The following is a 21400-nucleotide window of genomic DNA, read 5'->3' as shown; positions in this document are numbered from 1 at the left end:
CATATAGCAATCTGTTAGATAAAGGTTATAGAGAAAGAGAAAAAAACACCCCACAGGGAGGTGTTTTACAAGTCTTTTACCATTGTTACATGTGGGATTCCGGCATCCATAAATTCTCCGGAAATCGTTTTGTACCCTAGGCGCTCATAAAAGGGGAGTGCTTGGGTTTGCGCATTAAGTTTAGCCTTTTTACATCCCTTGGATAAGATGATGTCTTCCATGGCAGCAATCATTTGCGAACCAAATGCTTTACCACGGTGTTCCTTTAGTATACAAATTCGTTCTAGTTTTCCGTATTCCTCTACGAAGCGCAGTCGACTAGCGGCGATTGCTTGATCATTTTCATAGCCTACAAGATGTGTTGCCGTTTTATCATGTTCATCCAGTTCTTCCTCCGGTGACACCTTTTGTTCTTTTACAAAAACCGTCATACGTACATGATAAGCTTCTTTTAATTGTTCGTCTGTTTCTACAACGTTTATATTCAAACTTTTTCCTTTCCGAATACAAAGGAGTCGTGGACAGTCCATGAACCATTATCCAGTTGGTAAAGAAGCTGGAAACGATCTACTTTATCCTCTAAGTCAAAGTTTTTCATCTTTAGGCTACCGTATACATCGGAATATTCTTCAGTGGATAGCTTCTGGGCAATCGTAATATGGGGAACAAAGGCAAATTCCTGATTACCTGGAAGGTTACCGCGGTTCATTTTCTCAAACAAATCGATCAATTCCTGCTTTGGTTCTACTTTTAAATAAATCGTATTTGTCACAGGCGCAAAAGTACTTACTTTTCGAATGTTTACTGTAAATGGTTCCGTATCATTTGCAATATGCTTCAACTCTGTCACAAACTCATGGACAGTTTGTTCGTCAGCATCAAAGGCTTCCTTTAGCGTAATATGCGGTGGAATTAATGCATAATGTGGGTCATAACGCATTCTGTATGAATTTGCTTCATCTTGTACAGCTTTTGATGGGAAAATAGCTATTCCATATTTCATTATGAAAACCTCCTCTATATTTTGACGACTGTATCTTTTTAAGAACCAGCTTAGTGTACCTTATATTATAACAAAATTAAAAGGAACAAGGTAATTATTTTTATATTTTTCAGCAAAATCGTTTAAGGTTATGCGAACATAGTAGTAAGTAAACGTTTCATATCCTGTTGCCAGTATTTCCAAGTATGCTCTCCATCTTCTAGCTCATGATACACATAGCTAAGTCCTTTTGCAGTTAATAGCTCATGTAACTTTCGATTCGGTTCAATAAAGTCAAGGGTTTGCCCATCTGTTGTATCAACTGCCGTTTCCGCTGTACCAATCGTATGATAGACATCAATCCCATGAATGGATGTGGCTTCCTCAACTGCCTGCAAGACCGTTTCATCTACATAGGGTGACTGCATAACGACTTTGCCAAATGTATGTGGATATTTTAATGCGGTCATGAGGGCAAGTGTACCTGCTAATGAATCTCCTATAAGTGCTCGTGATTGACCCATATGGTAAGTCGGGAGCAAGTCATCTAGCAGAGGAACGACTTCATGTACCAAAAATTTAAAATATGCCTTGTTCTGTTCTCCATTTGGATGATATTTTTCTCTGCGATCATATTTGTCTTTGTAATGGATTCCGACAAAGATGGTATTACTTATTTCATGAGAAGCATGAAGACGATCACTAAGGGTAGCAATCCGCCCCATTTGGTAATAATCATTTCCATCCTGCATGATACAGATATTATATTTGTATAATGGTGAGAATGATTCTGGCTGATAGAGTTTTAAAATCATCGTTTCATTTAAATAGCTACTTTCGATTTGCTTTTCTGTCATGGAGCCTTTTCTTCCCAATTTGAACCCCCCAATATTTAAAAGTCGGATACTTTTCTCTTTAAGGAAGTCATACTCGAGCATTTCGGTTTCTGATTCCCTAGTATTTCTTATTGTAAACCAATGGGTTCGTATTATAAAAGGTTCAGTTTGCCTTCTCGAGTAACTGGCCTTTATAAAGATTGTAATAACTTCCTTCAAGTTCAAGTAAAGATTCATGGCTGCCTTGTTCGAGAATTTCCCCGTGTTCCAGCATTATGATCTTATCTGCTTCCTGAATAGTATTCAAGCGGTGGGCAATAACAAAGCTCGTTCTGCCTTCCATCAATCGTTTAAGGGCCTCTTGTATCTTTAATTCTGTAATGGTGTCGATATTACTTGTCGCTTCATCCAATATCAGAATGGATGGTTCTGCCAGCAATGCTCGGGCGATGGTGAGTAATTGTTTTTGTCCTTGGCTAATTCCACTACCCACCTGGTCGAGCATCGTATCATAGCCATCAGGCAATTTCTCAATGAACTCATGTGCATTCGCATCTTTTGCGGCTTGCACTACTTCCTCATCCGTTGCTTCAAGGCGACCATAGCGGATGTTTTCCCTAATGGTAGCATGGAAGAGGAAGGAATCTTGTAAGACAAAGCCCATATGCTGGCGTAGACTAGAGCGCTGAATATCTTTTAATGCATTTCCGTCAAGCCGAATTTCACCTTCATCATAATTATAGAAGCGGGAAATTAAATTGACGATAGTCGTCTTACCAGCGCCGGTATGCCCAACGAGGGCAACTGTTTCACCAGGTGCAGCTTCAAAGCTAATATCGTTTAGAATTTTACTGTCTTCGTAACCGAAAGAAACATGATCAAACACAATTTTTCCTTCCGTCTCTGATAGCTTTATTGCACTTTTTTCATCACTTTCCTCTTGTTTTTCGTCTATAACTTGAAATACTCGTTCTGCTCCAGCGATGGCGGATAGCAGAATATTAAACTGATTGGATAGTTCATTTAAAGGCCGGGTAAACTGCCTTGCATATTCTGTGAAAATAACGATGATCCCAACGGTTATAAGCCCATTGATTGCAAGTATTCCTCCAACAAGGGCAATAAGAGCCATGCTCAAGGCATTAAGTGAATTCATTACCTTTGGAATAAAGCCGGCAATGGTTAATGCCCAAAATCCAGAATGATTTAGTTTCTGATTGCGCTCTTCAAATTCTCTGATGACGCGTTCTTCTTGAGAGAAGCTTTTTACAATATGCTGACCCGAAACGATTTCCTCCACATAGCCATTCACTTCACCTAGATTTTTTTGTTGTAATTTATAGAGCGGCCCTGTTCTTCTTGTAATCCAGCGAATGCTGAAAAACATGGCAGGGATAATCGACATGGTCACGAACGTTAATAATGGGCTTAAATAAAGCATTACGCCAACGGTTCCAAATAGGGTCAATACACTGGAAAAAATCTGGATGACCGACTGGTTCAGGGTATTGTTCACATTATCAATATCATTGGTAACACGACTCATTAATTCGCCATGCTGCCTTTTATCAAAATACGAAATTGGCAGGCGATGAAATTGATAAAATAAATCGGAACGCAACGAATAAACGGTGTTCTGTGCGATATCTACCATCCAAAAGTTTTGTAGAAAAATGGATAAGGAGTGGAACAGGAATATAACAACGAGCCAGATTAGCAAAGTGGCAAGTCCTGCACTTTCTTTTGTGACAATAAAGTCGTCAACTGCCATTCCAATCATATAAGGGCCAAGTAGGCTGAGGCCAGAACTGGCCACAACCATTAATATCACTAGGAAAAGCTTGAATTTTTCTCTGGCGAGGTAAGACCATATCCGTTTAAGCGTCCCGCGCGCATCCTTCGCTTTCCGTGCTTTATCTTCCTTTATCGTATCAACAGGAATTTTTTCATATTGAAAAGGCTGCTTTAATGAATTATTTCGCATATGCGTACTCCTTTCCAAACTGGGATTCCACAATTTTTTGATATAGTTCAGAGGTTGCGAGCAGTTCTTTATGTTTTCCAGTAGCAAGCAACTTGCCTTCGTCCATTAACAAAATACGATCAGCACGCATAGCAGTAGAAATCTTTTGGGTAATGATTAGCATGGTGCATTGGTACGTATCGATTGCATCAAGTAAACGAGATTCTGTTGCTAAATCTAGGGCACTTGTACTGTCATCAAGCATTAAAATTTTTGGTTTGCGAATCAATGCACGCGCAATGGAAATCCGTTGCTTCTGTCCACCTGAAAGATTGACACCCTTTTGCCCAACGCGGGTCTCATACTGATTATCCAGATCAAGGATAGTGTCATGAATTTGAGCATCCTTTGCTGCCTGCACGATTTCTTCGGTCGTAGCCTGATCTTTTCCCCAAGCAATGTTATCTTTCACCGAACCAGTAAATAGAAGTGGACTTTGCGGCACATACCCAATGCTACCGCGCAGTTCATCAAGCGAATAATCGGTAAGCTGCTTGTCATCCACAAGGACGGTCCCGCCTGTTGGGTCATAAAGCCTTGGGATGAGCTGGAATAAAGAGGTTTTCCCTGATCCTGTGGAACCAATAACAGCGAGTTTCTCCCCTGCAGAAACTTCAAATGTCATTTGTTTTACAACTGTTTCTTCCGTATCAGGGTATGCAAAGGAGACATCCTGAAATGCTACAGAGCCTTTACTTACATGGACACCATGGTTTACCGTATCGGAATCCTTTAAATCCACTTCCAAATTTAATACCTCACTTAGACGTTCAGCAGATGCCTTCATCCTAGAAAATGCCATGATAATAAAGGTAAACATGGAAATGGCCATAGAAACACGGAGTGCGTAGTTAACAATTGCCACGACATTTCCGACAGAAGTATCTCCAGCAATGGCCTGAGCGTTTCCAAACCAAATAATGAATATGAGGCTTAAATTCATTACAAATAACAATACCGGCATGGATGACTCCACAAATCGGAAAGTAAAACGAGTACGATCAGCAAGTTCTTTGTTTGCCGTAGTGAAACGTTCTTCTTCATGTTTTCTCCGAAAAAATGCCTTGATTAACCGCATGCCAGCTAAATTTTCTTGCATGACCCGGTTTACTTTGTCTACGCTTTTCTGTACTTTATCGAAAAGACCACTCGCAATCTTCAGTATCCATAAAATAAATCCAATTAGTAGCGGAACCGTAACAAGGAAAACAAGGGATAACTTGGCATCCACGATAAATGCCAGTGTCACACCCCCAATGACAATCAGTGGTGCTTTTGAAATAATGCGTAAAATCATAAACACCGTATTCTGTACCTGACGCACATCATTTGTAAATCGGGTGACAAGTCCAGAAGTGGGGTACTTGTTTAAATTAGCAAAAGAAAATTCCTGTATTTTAGCAAATAACCTTTCCCTTATGTCATGGGCAAATCCCCAACTGACATGGGAGGAATAGAAGGAGTTAATAATACCGCTAACAAAGCCGATTAAGGATAGACCGATCATAATACTGCCCCACATCACAATATTATCGATATCCTGGTTAACCACCCCGTCATTAATCATTTTTCCTAAAAATAGCGGTAGCAGCAATTCAGCAGCCAATTCTATAAGCATTAGCAATAACGCTGCAACGGCTGCCAGCTTATACGGTTTAATAAAAGAAAAGACTGTTCTCATGTTGACTCTCCACCTGTCATTAAATAATCCAATATTCTTCCTATTATAATAGGAAAGTATGTTTTTATCCACTCATTTAATTCGTGTTTCGAAATAAAAATGAACAACTCAAGAGAGGGACTTTTTATGCATAGGCTTTTCAACGCTGGGAAAGATAGATGTGTATTTCCAAGAAAGGGGCAATCACAATGAATAACCAATTAACAGAACTCGAATTGGAAAATCTGCGTCACATAATCGGTGGGCATGGCATGATCGCAAATAAGCTTGAAGCTTATGCACAAAATTGTACGGACCCACAGCTAGTTTCCATCTTGCAACAAGATGCACAGGATGCAAAAGCAGCACAGCAAAAGCTAATGACATTTTTAGGATAGGGAGGAATTTTACATGCTTTCAGAAAAAGATATCGTAAATGATTATTTGGCAGGATTAAATGCTAGTCTTACAGGCTATGCAGGGTATATTAGTGAATCAGACAATGAACAATTGCGCCAAACACTAATTCAATTACGTAATCAGGACGAGCAGCGCCAACGCAATCTATATAATTACGCAAGTCAAAAAGGGTACTACCAACCAGCAGCACCAGCAAATCCTCAAGTCGTACAGCAAATCAAAAGCCAACTCACCCAACAATAGTAGGGAAGGGAGCGGGACAGCAGGGGATGCTGTCCTGTTTTTCATTATTCAGGCGGGAGTTTGTAAGTCACCTCTCCTTGTGCATCCAAGAATTCTAACTTTGGCACATCATGTTCATCAATCACCATACGAATACGTTGCTTTCCACTTTTGTCATTTAAATGTACGGTAACATCTCCATTTTTATTTTTTCCCATAAAAGCCCGCTCAGCATTACCCTTAAATAATTCCGCCAACTTTTCTTGCTGATCATCTGTATTGTTATCCCCCGTTTGAATATTTTCATATTCCTTAATTAGTTCAGGGAGTGGAGTAGAAGAGCGGTCAAAAATAGAAAAACCATAATGTCGTTCTTCATTCTCTTCGACATACCTCATTTGTACTACCTGATCTTGTTTAAATTGATCAAAGGTTAGAGAGGCAGAAACCGTTTCATTATCATTCTCATCCTTACCATTTCCATAGATAAGTCCACCACACTCATCTTCATTTTGATTATAAAACATTATGCCTGAGATAGGATCTTTTTGTCTGTGCCCGGGGAGAATATCTTCTCCATCCATAAGAACTGGTGGAATGTTATCTTGGTTGAAAAGCGACATTTTGACCTTGCCAGCAGGATCTACAATATTTAATCGTTCGACATTTATTTCTTTAAAAGATTCTTTCTTGTTATTTGACATATATAGTACTCCTTCATTTTATAATTGGCATATTATTACCATTCTGGGTGAAGGCAGGGAAGTCCTCTATGTATCAGAACTCTTATTTAGAAAAAGCATAAAATATTGGGCTAGATTGGGTTGCACGAAAACTATCATGCTGCGCTATGCTTAGTATTGACAGATAGAAAGATATTTTATATAGTAGATTTACTGCAAATACACGATTCCGTAGCTCAGCTGGGAGAGCGCTACCTTGACAGGGTAGAGGTCGTTGGTTCGAGCCCAATCGGAATCACTACTTGAAAAAAACGTTAATCCAAGATTAACGTTTTTTCTATATAAAAATACATATTAAACAAATGAAGTAGGAGGAGATAGATAGTGAAGTTTAAGTATTTTAACGATACGAATAGATTAGTAAAAATACATGCTACTACCTTTTCTCATACTACTGCTGATAATAAACCAATAAATCCATTAGAAGAAAGAACCTTTATTTTACCTGAAGGGACGTATCCATGGGTGAAAATGTGGGATTATGGTGAAGCAGGCCTTACCATCTTAGTTTCTCCTACATCTGACAATACTGAAGAAAATAAAATGGAAGATGCTCATAGATGGGGAAAAATATTAGAATTGATATCTAGTAATATCTCCTCTGATTCCTTTGAGGTTTGGTTTGCCCACACCAAAGCGAGCTTTTCAGAAAAAACACTCACCATTTACTGTGTAAATATATTTCAGCGGGATTGGATAAAGAGTCAATATCTAAACCTTATCGCTACAACGTTGATTGAGGTGATAGGGCAAGATTTAGAGATAATTGTTACAACAGAGAGTGAGGATTTATAAATTATCTCACTCTCTATGTATAACTCGAATTGAGTTTTACATAGTCAGATTTTAGCACTCCAAATACAATACTATCGGTCCACTCATCTTTATTCCAAAAGTCTTTTATAAAGTGAGCTTCTTTTCTCATTCCCACCCTTTTACATAATTTTTCTGAGGCTATATTCCGTGCATCTAGACTCGCTTGAATACGGTGAACTTTTACAGTTTCAAATAAATAGTTTATCAGTGCAATAATAGCTTATTAAAAATAAAAAGCCCTCACTCGAGAATGTGTGGGCTTAAAGTTTGTTAACGAGGGTTCTATTTTTTATCATTTTCTTTTTTGTCTTTTGACTTGTTGTCATTTTCATTCTCTACATAGTTTTCAATTTCGGAATCAATATTCCTGTTAGCTTTTGAAGCATGCTTATCCTGATTTATAAGTCTTCGTTTGTCTACTTTTCTCCACATAATAAATTTCTCTCCCTTACTATTTATAAGGTATTGTATTCGAAGTTTATATGTCTGGAATGGCTGTTGCCGTGAAACAATAGTTTGTTTTTAAAGCTTCAATTAATAATGGTTTAGTAGGTGTCAAAATGTATTATTAACTATGAGACCTGTCCAATCTTTTTCTATCTATTTTCATATAGTGTTAGAAAGAAGGGAGGGTGATTTATTATGAGTAGTTGCAGTTCCTGTCAAAAGCATCAGAGTCATGAATGTGGGTGTCACAAAAAGCAAGGAAATAATGATGACAACTTTCTAAGAAATAGTTATTATGATCATCCATGGTTTCACAGCACAGCTATTTGTTCTTGCCAAAAGAAAAAGTATCATAGTTTTTGTAATAGACACTACTAAAATATTAATTTCTTGGCCTCTTAAAGGAGGCTTCTTTTTTTGCCATTTTTCGATCTTTATAAAGGGAAGCATATCACTTTTAAATCAAATTATTTTGATATATGATATGAATATAAATCAAAATAATTTGATGTAAGGAGTTGAGAACATGGAAACGAAAGATCTTAAGCTAAGGGATTATCAAGCGATCTTTAAAGCTTTAGCTGATACGAAGCGGTTAGAATTGCTTCAATTGCTGGCTGAATCACCAGATGAATCCAGTTGTGTTTGCGACTTAACCGATGCTTTCGATATGGCACAGTCGAAGCTTTCCTACCATTTGAAAATTCTTCTAGATGCTGAGTTGATCACGAGAGAGAAGAAGGGGACATGGAATTATTATGGGCTGAACCCGTCAATGTTGAACCATATACTATCAGAGGAGCTTTGTTGCTTATTCAGAGGGCCAGCAAAAAATAGTGAAAATAGCTGTTCAAATTAAAAAAAGGGGTGCGTATTATGAGTAAACAATTACCAGTAGTAATTATTGGTGCCGGTCCTGTCGGTTTAGCAGCCGCTGCCCACTTAGTTGAATATAATATACCTTTTAAGATTTTGGAAAAAGGTGAAACCGTTGGCAGTAACATCCTAGAATGGGGATATGTTAAACTATTTTCTCCTTGGGAGTACAATACGAATCAAGCAGCAATACAGTTATTGCAAAAAGCTGGCTGGCAACATCCGAATAAAGATAAGTTGCCAACGGGTAAAGAGTTAGTAGAGGAATATCTTCAACCATTATCGGAATTACAAGTGATAAAAGATAATACGCAATACAATGCAGAAGTTATTTCTATTACAAAAGATGGTGCTGATAAATTAAAATCTGATGGACGAAACGATAGGCCCTTTGTCGTTCATTTTAAAAATGGAGCTTCTTTAAACAAAATAAAAGCATCAGCCATTATAGATGCTAGTGGGTCTTGGCAGAATCCTAATCCACCATATGCTGATGGACTATGGCTTGATTCTGCTCTAAGAGAATTAGTCCATACAAATATTCCAGCAGTACAGCAAGAACCAGAAATTTTTAAAAATAAGCATACGGTCGTAATCGGTGCTGGCCATTCCGCTTTAAACTCCCTAATGAATCTCGCGGAGTTGAAAGAAACTTATTCATCTACAAAAATATCTTGGATTTTAAGAAGAGAATCTCCTATATCTGCATTTGGAGGAGAGACTCAAGATAAGCTTGAAGCACGCGGCGCTTTAGGGACAAGCGTACGCAAGCTTGTACAACAAGGAATTGTGGAAGTATTAGCTCCCTTTCATGTAGAGGAAATTAATCATAGTGGCTCTCGCTATACAATTACCAGTAGAGAAGGAGAAGAGGTCTCCGTTGATGAACTCATCGTTAATTCAGGTGCACGACCTGATTTTAGTTTTCTTCGTGAAATAAGATATGCGGTTGATTCGGTAGTTGAAAGTACTCCGGCATTAGCACCTTTAATTGATCCAAACCTGCATAGTTGTGGAACAGTACGTCCTCATGGGGAAGAACAGTTAAGACACCCAGAAGCTAATTTCTATATAGCGGGCGTAAAATCCTATGGTAGGGCACCAACATTCTTAATGACAACAGGATACGAACAGGTTAGATCCATCGTCGCTTCCATTGCTGGAGATGTTCAAGCAGCAAAACAGGTGAGATTAAAATTACCGGAAACAGGCGTTTGTAAGACGAATAGTATTCCTAACAAGCAGCAAAATTGCTGTGGGTGATAAGGCTATGTCATCCATTCAAGTGCGCGAGATGCATAGAAGCGATTGGGGACGTGTAAGGGACATTTACAAAATGGGGATTGAAGGTGGAATAGCCACCTTTGAAACCAAGGTTCCTAACTGGGAAGAATGGAACAAGAGTAAATTAACGTACGGTAGGCTAGTTGCTGAAATAGAGGCTAATGTGGCAGGATGGGTAGCACTAACCCCTTACTCTTCACGTCAAGTATATAAGGGTGTGGTTGAATTAGGTATATACGTAGATCCTGACTTTCAAGGAAGAGGAATTGGTTCTGCATTAATTGAATCTCTACTAAAAATTTGTCAAAAAGAGGGAGTATGGACAATGCAAGCAGGGATTTTCCCTGAAAACATTGCAAGCTTGGCTCTGCATCAAAAGTTTGGTTTTCGTGTAGTTGGCAGGAGAGAGGAAATTGCACAGTTACATGGGGAATGGAAAGATGTACTATTGCTTGAAAAGAAATTATGAATTATTTTAGGCTTGGATTAATGGAAGTAAGTTATGGAAGAGAATTAAAGAATCTTCCATAACTTACCCTGCCTTTTTCTACCTCAACCATAGTCCAATAAAGTAAAGTATAATAATATGTACGGGGTAGAAAATATAAAAAAAGTATTTTAGGCCCATGCCCTTTTTACCGTTATATAGTAATAGTAGTGGTAATGCAAAAATCATCATCCATTGGTAATCCCCAAATGGGATTAATACAGAAAGAATTGTTATCCTTACAACTTTTACTTTTTGGATAACAATAAGAATAATTAGACAGAACATAGTGTAACCAACTGCACTCTTTACTCTATCACCGTCTGATAAGTAAAAAATTACTCCTAATATAATAAAGAGTATACTTCCTTCCATAAACAAAACATTTCCAAATAATGAACCCAGAAATTGATAAGTTGGATTTACGTCCGCTGGAACGAACAGTTTGTATTCTTCAACAATAAAATAAAATGCAAAAGTAGAAAAGAATTGCCACAAAAATAGTAAAAAGATAGACCCTATCCTTCTATTTTCTATTAAAAAAATAAGAAATACGATGAAAAATAATGGAGCAAAGAAATTATTCATAATGTAATAATCATGGTTTGGAATAGAACCTAGTTTAAAAAGGGAGTATAATTTTTGATTTATTGCCAGGTTGAGGAAAGCCATGCCAACAGTAAAAACATATAATCGAAGAAAATATTTTTTCCTATTCGATGTATTTTTGTAACCAATTACTATACAGTAAATGAAAACAGGAGCAGCAATTCTTCCTATCCATCGGAACCATTCAGGTGTGTCCGGGATAAAATAACCGATATGGTCGATAAGCATCGCAATAAGTGCAACAATTTTTAGTTTGGTATTGGTCATTATAAGTCTCCTTTATACCTTATAGAATGATAAAATAAAACGCCAATATAAGATGGCGTTTTTTTATCATATTATTAACCTTGTTCAGAGATAAAGGGTGGTTTATTATCTTTGCACATAACCTTCAAAATTACTAGGGGAATCGAATCTTAAAAAGTAGTCTTCTTCATGATCTAAGCCACTAGGATAAGCGTATCTCGTTGATCCTGCATTAACATAATACGTTATTACTTTACTACTCCATAAAGTTCCTTTTTTATAAAGGTCAACTTTCAATTGGTTGGAACCATGAAAGTTTTTAATCTGTAACTTATAAGAACTAGATCCAGTAAAATTTTTATTGGTATATAAATATGAAACATCTGCCTTACCAGCAAAAGTCATTCTACCGCTTCTCACTACATTGTGAGAAGAACCAGGTTCATATAGTCCAAATGTCGAAAAACCGCCGGCTTCGGGATCTTCACTTACTGGTTCTTCGGTTGAAACTCCGATATTCTCGGTTGTTGATTTTTGTTCATTCTCCCCATGTTTTACTTCATAGCTAGTATCTGCTGAAACTGTACTAAATGAAGTAAGAACCATAAATACTGCTATAAATACTGCTGATAATTTTTTCATTTTTCTTCCTCCCTAATAAGTTCAGTATAATCTTAATCTTATCATGTAAATTTTTCTGTAGTTTTAAATTATTGTAAATTTGGAGTGAAGATTTCGTAAAAGTGTTATGTTTTAAAACCATGCATACATGGTCAACCATTTCTATTAATTAAAAACTCCACTCTTTTGCTGAGCAGAGTTAGTTTACTATAGTCGCTGGTCAAAATAGAAGATTATCGTCCGAGATATCAATAGGGTTTCGATTGTTATCCTCAAGAGCAAGACTACCAATAAACGCAACCTGACTACCTTTTGTATTATTAGCTTGTGTTCTATTTATTAAATACTGGGTAAATATGCGCCTAATTGGTACAAAAAAATCAGCGGAGAGAGCCCCACTGATTATCAACTTCAATTTATTAGGATAAGGACCTACTTATTGTGCTGTATACCCACCATCAACAGTAAGGCTGTTACCTGTCATATATGATGAATCATCACTTGCCAAGAATAACACAGCTTTAGCCATTTCTTCTGCTTTTCCAAGTCGTTTCATCGGTGTGATCGCAGACAGTTCTTTTTTGCTTTCTTCTGGAATGATAGGTGTGTCAATAAAGCCTGGGCACAAGGCATTAATACGAATATTCTTCTCTGCATACTCAAGAGCTAGAGAGCGTGTTAGATTAATAACCCCAGCTTTTGCAGCGTTGTATGCTGCACTTCCTGGTGAACCGACCCAGCCATACATAGAAGCAGTATTTACAATGGTACCGCCACCACTTTCAAGCATTTCGCGGATTGCTTCACGCGCTACTAAAAATACACCGTCCAAGTCAACGTTTACTGTATTTCTCCATTCACTGTAATCTAAATCATGAGACGAGTGTACACGATCAATTCCCGCATTGTTGAATACGATGTCTACTTTACCGAACTTGTTAGTAGTTTCTTTAAAAACGTTTGCTACTTCTTCCTCACTTGTAATATTAGCTTTCACAAAAAGAGCTTCTGAACCCTGCGCTTGTAATTCTTCCTGGAATGCTTTTCCTTTTTCTTCATTTAAATCCACAAGTACAACCTTTGCACCTTCTGAAACAAATAATTTTGCTGTTGATGCACCTATCCCGGATGCACCCCCAGTAATTATTGCTACTCTATCTTGTAGTTTACCCATAACAGATTCCTCCAGTATAATAGAATTATAGAACGTATTAATTTATTGTTTACAAATTAATTCTAGTCTCTTATTATTCCTTAACCAATCATTATTTTTTTGATAAGTGTTGAATTAATAGACATTTTTTATAAAAGTGTCTTTGTTTTGGAGGTTTTTAAATGGATGAAAAACTTGAAATAAAATCTCAGCGGAAAAATCGAACAAAGGAACATCTTAAGCAGTCCCTTATTGAACTGATTAAAGAAAAAGGATTTCATGCAGTGTCCGTAAAAGACATCGTGGATCATGCATCTTATAACCGAAGTACTTTTTATGTCCATTATCAAGATAAGTTTGAGCTAACAGCTGACTTAATGGATACCATGCTTGATGGGCTAGAAGAATCAGTGGGCAAACCTTTTGTGACGGGTCGCACGGTATCGACAAAGAAACTTGATACCGAGTCTTTTAGCATTGTTTCTTATATATACGAAAACAGGGATTTTTTTGAGTTAATTAAATTTGACGATACGATACCAGGATTACATACCAGATTCCCACAGACCATTTTAAAAATTTATCAGGAAAAATTCACCTTTGAGACAGTCAATCATATTCCTGTAAACATGGATTATTTCACACGCTATACAGCCTATGGTTTTTATGGACTTCTAATTAATTGGATCCAACAAGGGTTCCAAGAGACAAAAGAAGAATTTATATATGAAGTAATTAACTTAGCAAGAACACATATGGAAACCATTAAGTACGTAGGAAATGACTAAATTAAAAAGCAATAAATTAGTAATAAGAGTTCTTGTTATATTCCTAACACCCATGACGCATCTTTAATTAATAAACTTACTTATGTGGTGAACTAAAATTCCTTTCCAAGTAATTACAGTGGAAAGGAGTTTTTTGTATAACTAAAAAAATCAAATCTATATACAAAATATGAAACCATTGCTCAATGGTTCTCGTCTAAAGGCCAAATTATAGAAAGAGGTTGGAAAAGAGGGCAGCTATGGAAAGTTCAAAAGAGGAGATTTTAGAAGAAGTGATGAGAGAACATGGGGGTGAATTGGTACGATTGGCATTTAACTATGTGAAAGAGAACGAAACTGCCAAAGACATGGTGCAAAATACCTTTATCAAGTGTTATGAAAACCTAGATAATTTTCGTTCAGATTCTGCAATGAAAACGTGGCTGTATAGAATTACGATTAACCAGTGCAAAGACTATTTAAGAAGCTGGCATTATAGAAAGGTACATGCAAGAAGTCTTGTGGGAAGTGCTTTTACCTCCTTGTTACCTTCCACAGAAGATGAAGTAATCAAAGAGTCAGAGCAAGAAGAAATGAAGAAATTAATTTTTTCTTTGCCACCTAAATATCGGGAAGTTATCTTTCTATTTTATTATAAGTCTTTTTCACTTGGTGAAATATCAAAAATAACGGACCTTAAAATCAATACTATTAAAACGAGGCTCAGTAGAGGGAGACAAAAATTAAAAAACTTAATGGAGGAGGCAACTATCTATGAAGGATAAAGATAAAAAGCAGCTATTTTCCTATTTGGATGATGAAGATCTTACCTTTACTAAAGAAGACCGGGTCAAAACGTTAAACAAAATTCATAAAAAAGAGCGTGAAAAACAAAATAACACCAGCCAATCTAGGAGAATAAACCGTATAGGTCCTATATTGGGGAGTGTAGTGGTAATAATTTTAGCAATTGGTTTACTTATACCAACTCTCTATAGTCAAGAAAGAGCAGATCAACAACAAGCATCCCAACAAAATGACTTGTCATTTTCTGCTTTACTAATTGGGGAGAATCCAGCAAGTCATAGAAGTGAATTTAACATTTTAATGACGTACAACAATAGCGACAAGAGTGTGAATCTAGTTCCAATACCTCGTGATGCATATGTTGAAATTCTTAACGCAGAAGGAGATAGCCTAGAGAAAGATAAGTTAACGCATGCCTATGCTTTTAGTCGATCACCTGAAACAGTCTTGGCAACTGTATCGCACCTATTCGATTTTACTATTGATTATTATTCGGTTATCCAAACAGAAGAAATTAAGAAAACTTTAGGGATTAGGGAGGGTGTGGAAAGAGAAGAAGTTGTGAAAGAGGAACGTGTTGGAAAACTAATTAAAGAACAGTTATCAATCTCACAATTTAAAGACCTAATTAACGGAAGTCAATCCAATTTCCCAACTGAAATATTTAATCAATTTGATAATAATTTGGAATCCATTCAAGTGATTGATATGGAAGAGGGGATAGAGGAGAAGATAATTAACGGAATATACTACAAAAAGATAAATAACAGTGTCCTTGAGGAAACTTCTCAAAAGTTAAAGCAGCATTTGGGTGAATAGGGAAGATATAGACTGTGTTAGGAAGGGTGGAAAACTCTTCCTACACAGTTTATTTTTTGTGTTAAACTATACCATAAATAATGACGCTTTTATTTTGTGATCAGCAAAGAAATTAACATGTAGAAGGAGGTTGCCAGATTGCTAAACTTACAAAAGGTACAACCAGTAGAAGAAGATGTACTACAAAGTATTATGCAGTTTTATATTTACGAATTTAGTAAATACATTCCTACTATTAGTTTGGGGGAAAATGGGCAATACGATCCGTTTAACTTAAAAAAATACTGGGATAATGATAATTTTCATGCTTTTTTTGTAAAGTTAGAGGATGAGCTGATAGGGTTCGTACTGATAGAAGGTTCAAAAGTGTCAAGTCCGAATACAATAAAAGAGTTTTTTATAATGGCGAAACATAGTGGGAAAGGCTATGGGAAAGAAATTGCCAAAAAACTATTCAACATGTTTCCCGGGTTTTGGAAAATTACTCAAATAGAAAATAACAAGTCTGCACATGCATTTTGGCATAAAGTGGTTAAGGAATTTACTAATGGTAGTTTTATGGAGTTTTTGAAAGACGGGAAGTTTACTCAAGAGTTTAATACAATACGACAATAGTTAAACTCTTTTAAAGCAAGAGCACTTATTTTTATCAGAGCAAAAGTTTAGTAAGAGAAAGGAAACTAAGAATATGGAGCAAAAGATACTTCGTTTTCTCAATGAAACGTATCAGGAAAATTTCAAGAATATTAAATCAGTAACAAACGAAATGTTTAGGTGTACTACAGATGATGGGGATTACTTCGCAAGGGTAACCAATTATAAAAGTTATGAGGAACAGTTAGAGGAAATTAATTATACAAACTTCCTGTTTAAAGAAGGATTAGGGGTTTCTCCTGGGATACTTTCTTCAAATAATAAGTTCGTAGAAAAAGTAACACTTCAAAACAAGGAAGTATTAGTCGCCCTTTATAAAGCAGCTCCAGGAATACATTTACCAAGGAAACAATGGAATGCGAAAGTTTTAAAAGAATTAGGTCGGCAAATAGGGAAATTACATCGTCTTTCGAAACAATTTGAAGAAATATATTCACCAAAATATATTAAAGTTTGGCATGAAAATGAGGAGTACGCCTTTCTTAAATATATTCCTAAAGAAGAATACTCGATCAGAGCGATTGCGGAAGAGGTCTTAACTACTATAAAAGAGCTGCCAAAAAATGATTCGAATTTTGGTTTACTACATGGGGACTTGTGGCTTGAAAACATACTGGTTGATGATGGATTGAAAATGACTATGATCGACTTTCAAGATTGCGAAAAACATTTCTATCTATATGACTTAGCAGTTCCAATATATAGTGCCTTAGAGTATTCGTTTATCGGTGGAGGTAACATAGTTGACTATGAAGAGAATATAACAAAGGCAATATTAGATGGCTATCATGAAGAAAATGAGTTAGCTCAAGGAATGTTAGAACATCTTCCCCTATTTATTAAATTAAAAGAAGTGTTTGAGTACAGCTTAATGCATATGTACTGGGATTTAGAAAACCTAACTGAAGATAAGATAAGAATAATGAATCATTTTAGGATGAGAATTGAACGAAAACAGTCCCTTCTAAGTAATAAAACAAATTCTAACGGAGGGCTTATATGGAAATAACTCAAACGAAGGATTCTAACTTAGTTGCCAAATTAAACAAGCCCGTCCATGATTTACATTATTCACTCTATCCGAGTTACTTTAAGGAATATAACTATAAAGCAATAAAAGAAGAATTTAAGAAACTAATAGAAAAGAAGCAATTTGTTTTCTTGCTAGTAGAAGATAATCAACAAGCAGTTGGTTATGCTTGGATAGAAATGAAAGAATATCCGGAAAGTGCCTTTAAAAAAAGTTATAAAGTTGTTTATGTACACCAAATCAGTATACTCTCCACACAACGAAAAAAGGGGTATGGCACCAACTTAATGAACTACATATATAAATTAGCAAGAGAACAAGGTATAGATAGAGTCGAGTTAGACTACTGGTTGGATAACAAAACTGCAAAGGATTTTTATGAGAAGCAGGGCTTTGTTAAGTATCGGGAAGTTGTATATAAGCAAATATAATCTTCAACGTACAAAGAGGATAATCTATTTATTTCTAAATTATTCTTTTAATAAAGGTTATCGATCCGCATTGTAGAAATAATTGAACTACTCACCACTTAACACCCTTGCTGGTTGTTTGAAGTGGGAGATTCTTGGGAACAAAGCGTACTTGTTGGCGTATTTCTTCACCAACAGAGGTTTCTCTTATTGACCAAGCTATCCCCGTAGTTCCTACGGTTCTCTATTTTTGTTTAAGCCAAAACTAAAGATTTTAAGCCTTCGGCTAGGATATTTTTGCTGGCATTTATATCTCTATCGTGATGTTCGTGGCAAACAGAACAAGTCCAATCCCTTATTTCAAGAGATTTCTTGCCATCTTGATGTCCACAGTCGGAACATATCTGACTAGATGGAAACCATCTGCTTATTTTTACGATTGTTTTACTGTACCATTTCGCTTTGTATTCTAATTTAGTGACAAAGGCAGACCATGATACATCAGATATTGATTTTGCCAGCTTATGATTGCGTAACATTCCTTTGGTATTCAAGTCTTCAATACAGATAATATCGTGGTTTTTGATTATTTCTGTACTTAACTTGTTAAGAAAATCGTCACGTTGGTTTGTTACTTTTTCGTGTATTCTAGCAACTTTACATTTTTGTTTTTGATAGTTTTTTGCATCCAAAAGGTTAATACCCTTGTTTTTAGCGTTTAACGCACGTTTTGAAAGTTTCCGCTGTTCACGTGTTAGTTTCTTTTCCATTTTTGGTGTGAATTTATTATTGTCAATCATTTGACCATCAGAAAGAATGGCAAAGGCAGTGATGCCTAAGTCTATGCCAATAGAGGATTCCGTTTTCTCCAATGGTTGTACTTCTGTTTCTGCAAGAATGGATACAAAGTATTTACCCGTAGGATTTCGTCTAATCGTAGCATGAAGGATACGACCTTCTACTTCACGACTTTTGGCAAAGCGAACAAAACCAAGTTTAGGCAACTTGATTTTGTTGTTAACGACCTCAATATTTCCATTCGTATGCTTTGTTGTATAAGACTGAACAGGGTTCTTTTTAGACTTGAAGCGGGGCGCTTGATTTTGTTTCTTAAAGAACCGTGTGTATGAATTAGAAAGGTTTTTCAGTGAGGATTGAAGGGCAGTGCTATCAACTTCTTTTAGCCATACGAATTCCTTTTTTAGTTGTGTTAATTCAGCAGAACAAGAATTGTAAGTTAATCCTTTGCCAGTTTCTTTGTATGTATCGTTCCATTGCCCTAAAAAGCGATTAAATACAAAACGACTACATCCTACTGTTTTAGCAATTAAGATTTCCTGTTGTTTGGTAGGATAGATACGGAATTTGTATGCTTTGTTGACTGACATTATTTTCACCTCTCTTTTAACGGGAATGTACGTTCTTATTATATCATAGTATGAACTGTTTTTGGCTAACGCAACCGACATTCATCTCCCCCTTATCGTTGGGCTACGCCTTGCACACGATTGAAGAGGGAGTCTTCTGTCGGAAAAAGATTAAGATAACTTAGATGGGGGTCAAAATATGAATAGATTAAATTTAGTAACGCTTGGTACGAGAGATATTGTAAAATCCCATAATTTCTTCAAGGAAATAGGATTTGAGACTTCAATTATGGGTCCTGAATCTGATCCAGCTATCATCTTTTTTAGAAATGAAGGATCTAGGATTGCATTATATCCGCTTGAAGAACTTGCTAAGGATATAAATAATGAAAACCCGCCAGCTTTGTCAGAGGGTTTCCCAGGTATAACACTGGCATATAACGCCAAATCACTGGGGGAAGTCGATAAAGTTTTTAAGAGGGCAGAGCTAGCTGGTGCTAAAATTATTAAAGAACCTAAAGAAACAGATTGGGGCGGTTATAGTGGTTACTTTACTGATCTGGATGGTTACTACTGGGAAGTAGCATACGGAGAAGACTGGGAATTTGATGAATCTAATATGTTGGTTATAGATTAAGGATTTACTGGAAATGTTTTTTTAAAAAATGAAGGGTCGGTTCTAAATACTCTAGAAACCGACTTTTTTGTGTAGTTTTATAGTTATATTAGGAAAGGGTTTTATTCTAAATCATCTAAAACCTCAACGATTACTTCAGCAATAATTTCTGCGCTTTTATATTCCTCTTCTAAGGTGTTTTCAACTCCACCGATATTTAGTAAAAGTGAATGTTCATGTAAATCTTGATTGTAGGATTCTGGAGTATCTCCTCCTTTTGTAATTATTCCTCTAGAAACACCTGGATACTTGCTTTCTAGCTTTTCGTGTAATAAGGTAGCTACCTTTAAATTTTTTTCATAGTAGTAACTATTTTCTGAAACAACAAAAGATATTCTGGGTATTTCAATACTATTTAGTTCGACTGTCGTATTTCTTCTTTCTAAATTATCCCTGTGGAGATCCAGTATTAACTTGATATCTTTATTTTGGTTTAAAGCATCTGTTACTACTTTTCTAGAGGGATCGTAAGCATCGCCATAGCCTGCGCCTTCAATTTCCAACTCTTTAGTTATATCAGTTTTGTCATGAATTGAATTAACCCCCTTTTGATTTAAAAAGTTTGCAAGTTTTTCGCCAACAAGTGTAATGTTTATTTCTGTGTGAAAAGGTTCTATGGATGTGTCTGTTTTTATATATGGAGTAAAAGATTCTTGGTTGTGTGTATGATAAATGAGAACTGATGGATCTGTATTAGTTGTGGTAGTTAATTTTTCATTTTGGCCGAGTGAAGATAGAATAGAGTTATAAGTTGAGAGGACAGATTGGGAACCGTTAAAAAAAGAAAACCATAGTACAATAGCTAAGGACATAGAAAAAATAATACCAAATTTTGCGTTTCTCCTAATACGCCTCCTTTGATTAATTTTCTCTGCCTTAACCTAATTAATACATTAAGAGAGGGGTCATGGAATGAGAGACAACCTACATATTCGGCCAGTAGAGAAAGAAGACTTAGAATTCATCCATAAAATGAGAATTAATCCTGATGTAATGGATTACTGGTTTTCGGAGCCTTATACGACACTGGAAAAGTTAAAGAAAAACTATGAGCAGCAGCAAGATAATGAGGCATTTAGACAGTTTATTCTTTACCATTCTAACGAAAGAATCGGTTATCTTGGTCTCTACGGTATTAATTTCCGTCATCGTTTCGCGCAATTCGCTATTATGATCGATCCAGATCATCAAGGTAAAGGGTATGCAACAGATGCCACAAAATTAATGGCGGACTATTGCTTTAACCAATTAAATCTACATAAACTATCTTTACAGGTCATTAAGGTTAATGAAAAAGCCATACATATTTACAAAAAAGTAGGTTTCTGGGTTGAAGGGGAACAAAAAAATCATTATTTTGTTAATGGGAGTTACCAAGATGCATATACGATGAGTGTATTACGTGAAGAGTATGTGAATCAGCAATAATGGGGTTAAGAGTAGGA

General features: G+C 36.3%; 26 protein-coding genes, 1 tRNA gene and 1 pseudogene. 15 read left to right on the top strand and 13 right to left on the bottom strand.

What is annotated here, in order from left to right; genetic code table 11:
* Window positions 1-65: 65 nt before the first annotated feature.
* The 5 genes from K3T81_RS04365 to K3T81_RS04345 form a co-directional block, all read right to left on the bottom strand.
* Window positions 66-488, bottom strand: coding sequence for a GNAT family N-acetyltransferase (locus K3T81_RS04365; RefSeq protein WP_238018516.1), 423 nt, complete (start codon window positions 486-488; stop codon window positions 66-68).
* Window positions 485-1003 (bottom strand): YjcG family protein, encoded by a 519-nt coding sequence (locus K3T81_RS04360; RefSeq protein WP_106896332.1) that lies wholly within the window; start codon window positions 1001-1003, stop codon window positions 485-487. The genes K3T81_RS04365 and K3T81_RS04360 overlap by 4 nt, the downstream gene beginning before the upstream one ends.
* A gap of 128 nt (window positions 1004-1131) precedes the next feature.
* The gene (locus K3T81_RS04355) at window positions 1132-1857 is read right to left on the bottom strand and encodes an alpha/beta hydrolase (protein ID WP_238018515.1); all 726 of its coding nucleotides are present in this window, start codon (window positions 1855-1857) and stop codon (window positions 1132-1134) included.
* A gap of 124 nt (window positions 1858-1981) precedes the next feature.
* Window positions 1982-3802 carry an ABC transporter ATP-binding protein gene (locus K3T81_RS04350; protein ID WP_238018513.1) on the bottom strand — a complete coding sequence of 607 codons (1821 nt, stop codon included), beginning with the start codon at window positions 3800-3802 and terminating at the stop codon, window positions 1982-1984.
* A complete protein-coding gene (locus K3T81_RS04345) occupies window positions 3792-5522 on the bottom strand; it encodes an ABC transporter ATP-binding protein (RefSeq protein WP_238018511.1) in 1731 nt (576 codons plus the stop codon). The genes K3T81_RS04350 and K3T81_RS04345 overlap by 11 nt, the downstream gene beginning before the upstream one ends.
* A 188-nt stretch (window positions 5523-5710) precedes the next feature.
* On the opposite strand from K3T81_RS04345, the gene K3T81_RS04340 reads away from it, so the two are divergent.
* Entirely contained in the window at window positions 5711-5899 is a 189-nt protein-coding gene (locus tag K3T81_RS04340) for a hypothetical protein (RefSeq protein ID WP_036573837.1), read from the top strand.
* 13 nt (window positions 5900-5912) lie between these two features.
* Window positions 5913-6164, top strand: coding sequence for a spore coat protein (locus K3T81_RS04335; protein ID WP_036573835.1), 252 nt, complete (start codon window positions 5913-5915; stop codon window positions 6162-6164).
* Window positions 6165-6208: 44 nt separating this feature from the next.
* Here K3T81_RS04335 and K3T81_RS04330 read toward each other — a convergent pair whose 3' ends face one another.
* On the bottom strand, window positions 6209-6847 hold the full coding sequence (locus tag K3T81_RS04330; RefSeq protein WP_238018509.1) for a hypothetical protein: 639 nt from the start codon (window positions 6845-6847) through the stop codon (window positions 6209-6211).
* A 204-nt stretch (window positions 6848-7051) separates the two neighbouring features.
* On the opposite strand from K3T81_RS04330, the gene K3T81_RS04325 reads away from it, so the two are divergent.
* Both K3T81_RS04325 and K3T81_RS19575 read left to right on the top strand, forming a co-directional pair.
* A tRNA-Val gene (locus tag K3T81_RS04325) sits at window positions 7052-7124 on the top strand.
* Between the two features lie 86 nt (window positions 7125-7210).
* Window positions 7211-7681 (top strand): DnaA N-terminal domain-containing protein, encoded by a 471-nt coding sequence (locus K3T81_RS19575; RefSeq protein WP_238018507.1) that lies wholly within the window; start codon window positions 7211-7213, stop codon window positions 7679-7681.
* 13 nt (window positions 7682-7694) lie between these two features.
* Here the strand turns inward: K3T81_RS19575 and K3T81_RS04315 are convergent.
* Window positions 7695-7922, bottom strand: a pseudogene (locus K3T81_RS04315) (GNAT family N-acetyltransferase); the annotation flags it as partial.
* 62 nt (window positions 7923-7984) lie between these two features.
* The gene (locus tag K3T81_RS04310; RefSeq protein WP_238018505.1) at window positions 7985-8134 is read right to left on the bottom strand and encodes a hypothetical protein; all 150 of its coding nucleotides are present in this window, start codon (window positions 8132-8134) and stop codon (window positions 7985-7987) included.
* Window positions 8135-8675: 541 nt separating this feature from the next.
* Here K3T81_RS04310 and K3T81_RS04305 point away from each other — a divergent pair.
* From K3T81_RS04305 to K3T81_RS04295, 3 genes are read left to right on the top strand one after another with little or no spacing between them, the layout of a single operon-like run.
* On the top strand, window positions 8676-9008 hold the full coding sequence (locus K3T81_RS04305; RefSeq protein WP_238018503.1) for an ArsR/SmtB family transcription factor: 333 nt from the start codon (window positions 8676-8678) through the stop codon (window positions 9006-9008).
* A gap of 17 nt (window positions 9009-9025) precedes the next feature.
* Window positions 9026-10288 carry an NAD(P)-binding domain-containing protein gene (locus K3T81_RS04300; protein WP_238018501.1) on the top strand — a complete coding sequence of 421 codons (1263 nt, stop codon included), beginning with the start codon at window positions 9026-9028 and terminating at the stop codon, window positions 10286-10288.
* A 7-nt stretch (window positions 10289-10295) separates the two neighbouring features.
* A complete protein-coding gene (locus tag K3T81_RS04295) occupies window positions 10296-10778 on the top strand; it encodes a GNAT family N-acetyltransferase (RefSeq protein ID WP_238018499.1) in 483 nt (160 codons plus the stop codon).
* A gap of 78 nt (window positions 10779-10856) precedes the next feature.
* Here K3T81_RS04295 and K3T81_RS04290 read toward each other — a convergent pair whose 3' ends face one another.
* The 3 genes from K3T81_RS04290 to K3T81_RS04280 form a co-directional block, all read right to left on the bottom strand.
* The gene (locus K3T81_RS04290; protein ID WP_238018498.1) at window positions 10857-11672 is read right to left on the bottom strand and encodes a TraX family protein; all 816 of its coding nucleotides are present in this window, start codon (window positions 11670-11672) and stop codon (window positions 10857-10859) included.
* A gap of 105 nt (window positions 11673-11777) precedes the next feature.
* A complete protein-coding gene (locus K3T81_RS04285; protein ID WP_238018497.1) occupies window positions 11778-12293 on the bottom strand; it encodes a hypothetical protein in 516 nt (171 codons plus the stop codon).
* A 415-nt stretch (window positions 12294-12708) separates the two neighbouring features.
* On the bottom strand, window positions 12709-13446 hold the full coding sequence (locus tag K3T81_RS04280; RefSeq protein WP_238018496.1) for an SDR family NAD(P)-dependent oxidoreductase: 738 nt from the start codon (window positions 13444-13446) through the stop codon (window positions 12709-12711).
* A 161-nt stretch (window positions 13447-13607) separates the two neighbouring features.
* Between K3T81_RS04280 and K3T81_RS04275 the strand changes: the two genes are divergently transcribed.
* From K3T81_RS04275 to K3T81_RS04250, 6 genes are all read left to right on the top strand, one after another.
* Entirely contained in the window at window positions 13608-14213 is a 606-nt protein-coding gene (locus tag K3T81_RS04275) for a TetR/AcrR family transcriptional regulator (protein ID WP_238018495.1), read from the top strand.
* 239 nt (window positions 14214-14452) lie between these two features.
* Complete coding sequence (locus K3T81_RS04270; RefSeq protein WP_238018494.1) at window positions 14453-14977, top strand: sigma-70 family RNA polymerase sigma factor; 525 nt, start codon at window positions 14453-14455, stop codon at window positions 14975-14977.
* Complete coding sequence (locus K3T81_RS04265) at window positions 14967-15818, top strand: LCP family glycopolymer transferase (protein WP_238018493.1); 852 nt, start codon at window positions 14967-14969, stop codon at window positions 15816-15818. Before K3T81_RS04270 ends, K3T81_RS04265 begins: the two co-directional genes overlap by 11 nt.
* A 138-nt stretch (window positions 15819-15956) precedes the next feature.
* Complete coding sequence (locus K3T81_RS04260; RefSeq protein WP_238018492.1) at window positions 15957-16433, top strand: GNAT family N-acetyltransferase; 477 nt, start codon at window positions 15957-15959, stop codon at window positions 16431-16433.
* Window positions 16434-16506: 73 nt separating this feature from the next.
* Entirely contained in the window at window positions 16507-17481 is a 975-nt protein-coding gene (locus K3T81_RS04255; protein WP_238018490.1) for a phosphotransferase enzyme family protein, read from the top strand.
* Window positions 17472-17933, top strand: a complete 462-nt coding sequence (locus K3T81_RS04250; protein WP_238018488.1) for a GNAT family N-acetyltransferase — start codon at window positions 17472-17474, stop codon at window positions 17931-17933. Before K3T81_RS04255 ends, K3T81_RS04250 begins: the two co-directional genes overlap by 10 nt.
* Window positions 17934-18166: 233 nt before the next feature.
* Here the strand turns inward: K3T81_RS04250 and tnpB are convergent, their stop codons facing one another.
* Window positions 18167-19300, bottom strand: a complete 1134-nt coding sequence (tnpB, locus tag K3T81_RS04245; protein WP_238018776.1) for an IS200/IS605 family element RNA-guided endonuclease TnpB — start codon at window positions 19298-19300, stop codon at window positions 18167-18169.
* A 178-nt stretch (window positions 19301-19478) separates the two neighbouring features.
* On the opposite strand from tnpB, the gene K3T81_RS04240 reads away from it, so the two are divergent.
* Window positions 19479-19916, top strand: a complete 438-nt coding sequence (locus K3T81_RS04240; protein WP_238018486.1) for a VOC family protein — start codon at window positions 19479-19481, stop codon at window positions 19914-19916.
* A 101-nt stretch (window positions 19917-20017) separates the two neighbouring features.
* Here K3T81_RS04240 and spoIIP read toward each other — a convergent pair whose 3' ends face one another.
* A complete protein-coding gene (spoIIP, locus tag K3T81_RS04235; protein WP_238018484.1) occupies window positions 20018-20767 on the bottom strand; it encodes a stage II sporulation protein P in 750 nt (249 codons plus the stop codon).
* A gap of 100 nt (window positions 20768-20867) precedes the next feature.
* On the opposite strand from spoIIP, the gene K3T81_RS04230 reads away from it, so the two are divergent.
* On the top strand, window positions 20868-21383 hold the full coding sequence (locus K3T81_RS04230) for a GNAT family N-acetyltransferase (RefSeq protein ID WP_238018483.1): 516 nt from the start codon (window positions 20868-20870) through the stop codon (window positions 21381-21383).
* The last annotated feature ends 17 nt before the right edge of the window (window positions 21384-21400 follow it).

This window comes from Oceanobacillus jordanicus, from assembly GCF_022095695.1.
GTDB classification, from domain to species: Bacteria; Bacillota; Bacilli; order Bacillales; family Amphibacillaceae; genus Oceanobacillus_B; species Oceanobacillus_B jordanicus.
The sequence above is the reverse complement of the archived record's forward strand: the minus strand, read 5'-3'. Positions and strand labels throughout refer to the sequence as shown.

Excerpts from the sequence above, each read along its gene's own strand:
- K3T81_RS04305 (WP_238018503.1), top strand. The coding sequence starts at position 8,676 with ATGGAAACGAAAGATCTTAAGCTAAGGGATTATCAAGCGATCTTTAAA.
- K3T81_RS04290 (WP_238018498.1), bottom strand. The coding sequence starts at position 11,672 with ATGACCAATACCAAACTAAAAATTGTTGCACTTATTGCGATGCTTATC.
- K3T81_RS04330 (WP_238018509.1), bottom strand. The coding sequence starts at position 6,847 with ATGTCAAATAACAAGAAAGAATCTTTTAAAGAAATAAATGTCGAACGA.
- tnpB (WP_238018776.1), bottom strand. The coding sequence starts at position 19,300 with ATGTCAGTCAACAAAGCATACAAATTCCGTATCTATCCTACCAAACAA.
- spoIIP (WP_238018484.1), bottom strand. The coding sequence starts at position 20,767 with ATGTCCTTAGCTATTGTACTATGGTTTTCTTTTTTTAACGGTTCCCAA.
- K3T81_RS04335 (WP_036573835.1), top strand. The coding sequence starts at position 5,913 with ATGCTTTCAGAAAAAGATATCGTAAATGATTATTTGGCAGGATTAAAT.
- K3T81_RS04240 (WP_238018486.1), top strand. The coding sequence starts at position 19,479 with ATGAATAGATTAAATTTAGTAACGCTTGGTACGAGAGATATTGTAAAA.
- K3T81_RS04230 (WP_238018483.1), top strand. The coding sequence starts at position 20,868 with ATGAGAGACAACCTACATATTCGGCCAGTAGAGAAAGAAGACTTAGAA.
- K3T81_RS04340 (WP_036573837.1), top strand. The coding sequence starts at position 5,711 with ATGAATAACCAATTAACAGAACTCGAATTGGAAAATCTGCGTCACATA.
- K3T81_RS04295 (WP_238018499.1), top strand. The coding sequence starts at position 10,296 with ATGTCATCCATTCAAGTGCGCGAGATGCATAGAAGCGATTGGGGACGT.
- K3T81_RS04270 (WP_238018494.1), top strand. The coding sequence starts at position 14,453 with ATGGAAAGTTCAAAAGAGGAGATTTTAGAAGAAGTGATGAGAGAACAT.
- K3T81_RS04310 (WP_238018505.1), bottom strand. The coding sequence starts at position 8,134 with ATGTGGAGAAAAGTAGACAAACGAAGACTTATAAATCAGGATAAGCAT.
- K3T81_RS04350 (WP_238018513.1), bottom strand. The coding sequence starts at position 3,802 with ATGCGAAATAATTCATTAAAGCAGCCTTTTCAATATGAAAAAATTCCT.
- K3T81_RS04250 (WP_238018488.1), top strand. The coding sequence starts at position 17,472 with ATGGAAATAACTCAAACGAAGGATTCTAACTTAGTTGCCAAATTAAAC.
- K3T81_RS04360 (WP_106896332.1), bottom strand. The coding sequence starts at position 1,003 with ATGAAATATGGAATAGCTATTTTCCCATCAAAAGCTGTACAAGATGAA.
- K3T81_RS04345 (WP_238018511.1), bottom strand. The coding sequence starts at position 5,522 with ATGAGAACAGTCTTTTCTTTTATTAAACCGTATAAGCTGGCAGCCGTT.
- K3T81_RS04285 (WP_238018497.1), bottom strand. The coding sequence starts at position 12,293 with ATGAAAAAATTATCAGCAGTATTTATAGCAGTATTTATGGTTCTTACT.
- K3T81_RS04275 (WP_238018495.1), top strand. The coding sequence starts at position 13,608 with ATGGATGAAAAACTTGAAATAAAATCTCAGCGGAAAAATCGAACAAAG.
- K3T81_RS04255 (WP_238018490.1), top strand. The coding sequence starts at position 16,507 with ATGGAGCAAAAGATACTTCGTTTTCTCAATGAAACGTATCAGGAAAAT.
- K3T81_RS04300 (WP_238018501.1), top strand. The coding sequence starts at position 9,026 with ATGAGTAAACAATTACCAGTAGTAATTATTGGTGCCGGTCCTGTCGGT.
- K3T81_RS04280 (WP_238018496.1), bottom strand. The coding sequence starts at position 13,446 with ATGGGTAAACTACAAGATAGAGTAGCAATAATTACTGGGGGTGCATCC.
- K3T81_RS04265 (WP_238018493.1), top strand. The coding sequence starts at position 14,967 with ATGAAGGATAAAGATAAAAAGCAGCTATTTTCCTATTTGGATGATGAA.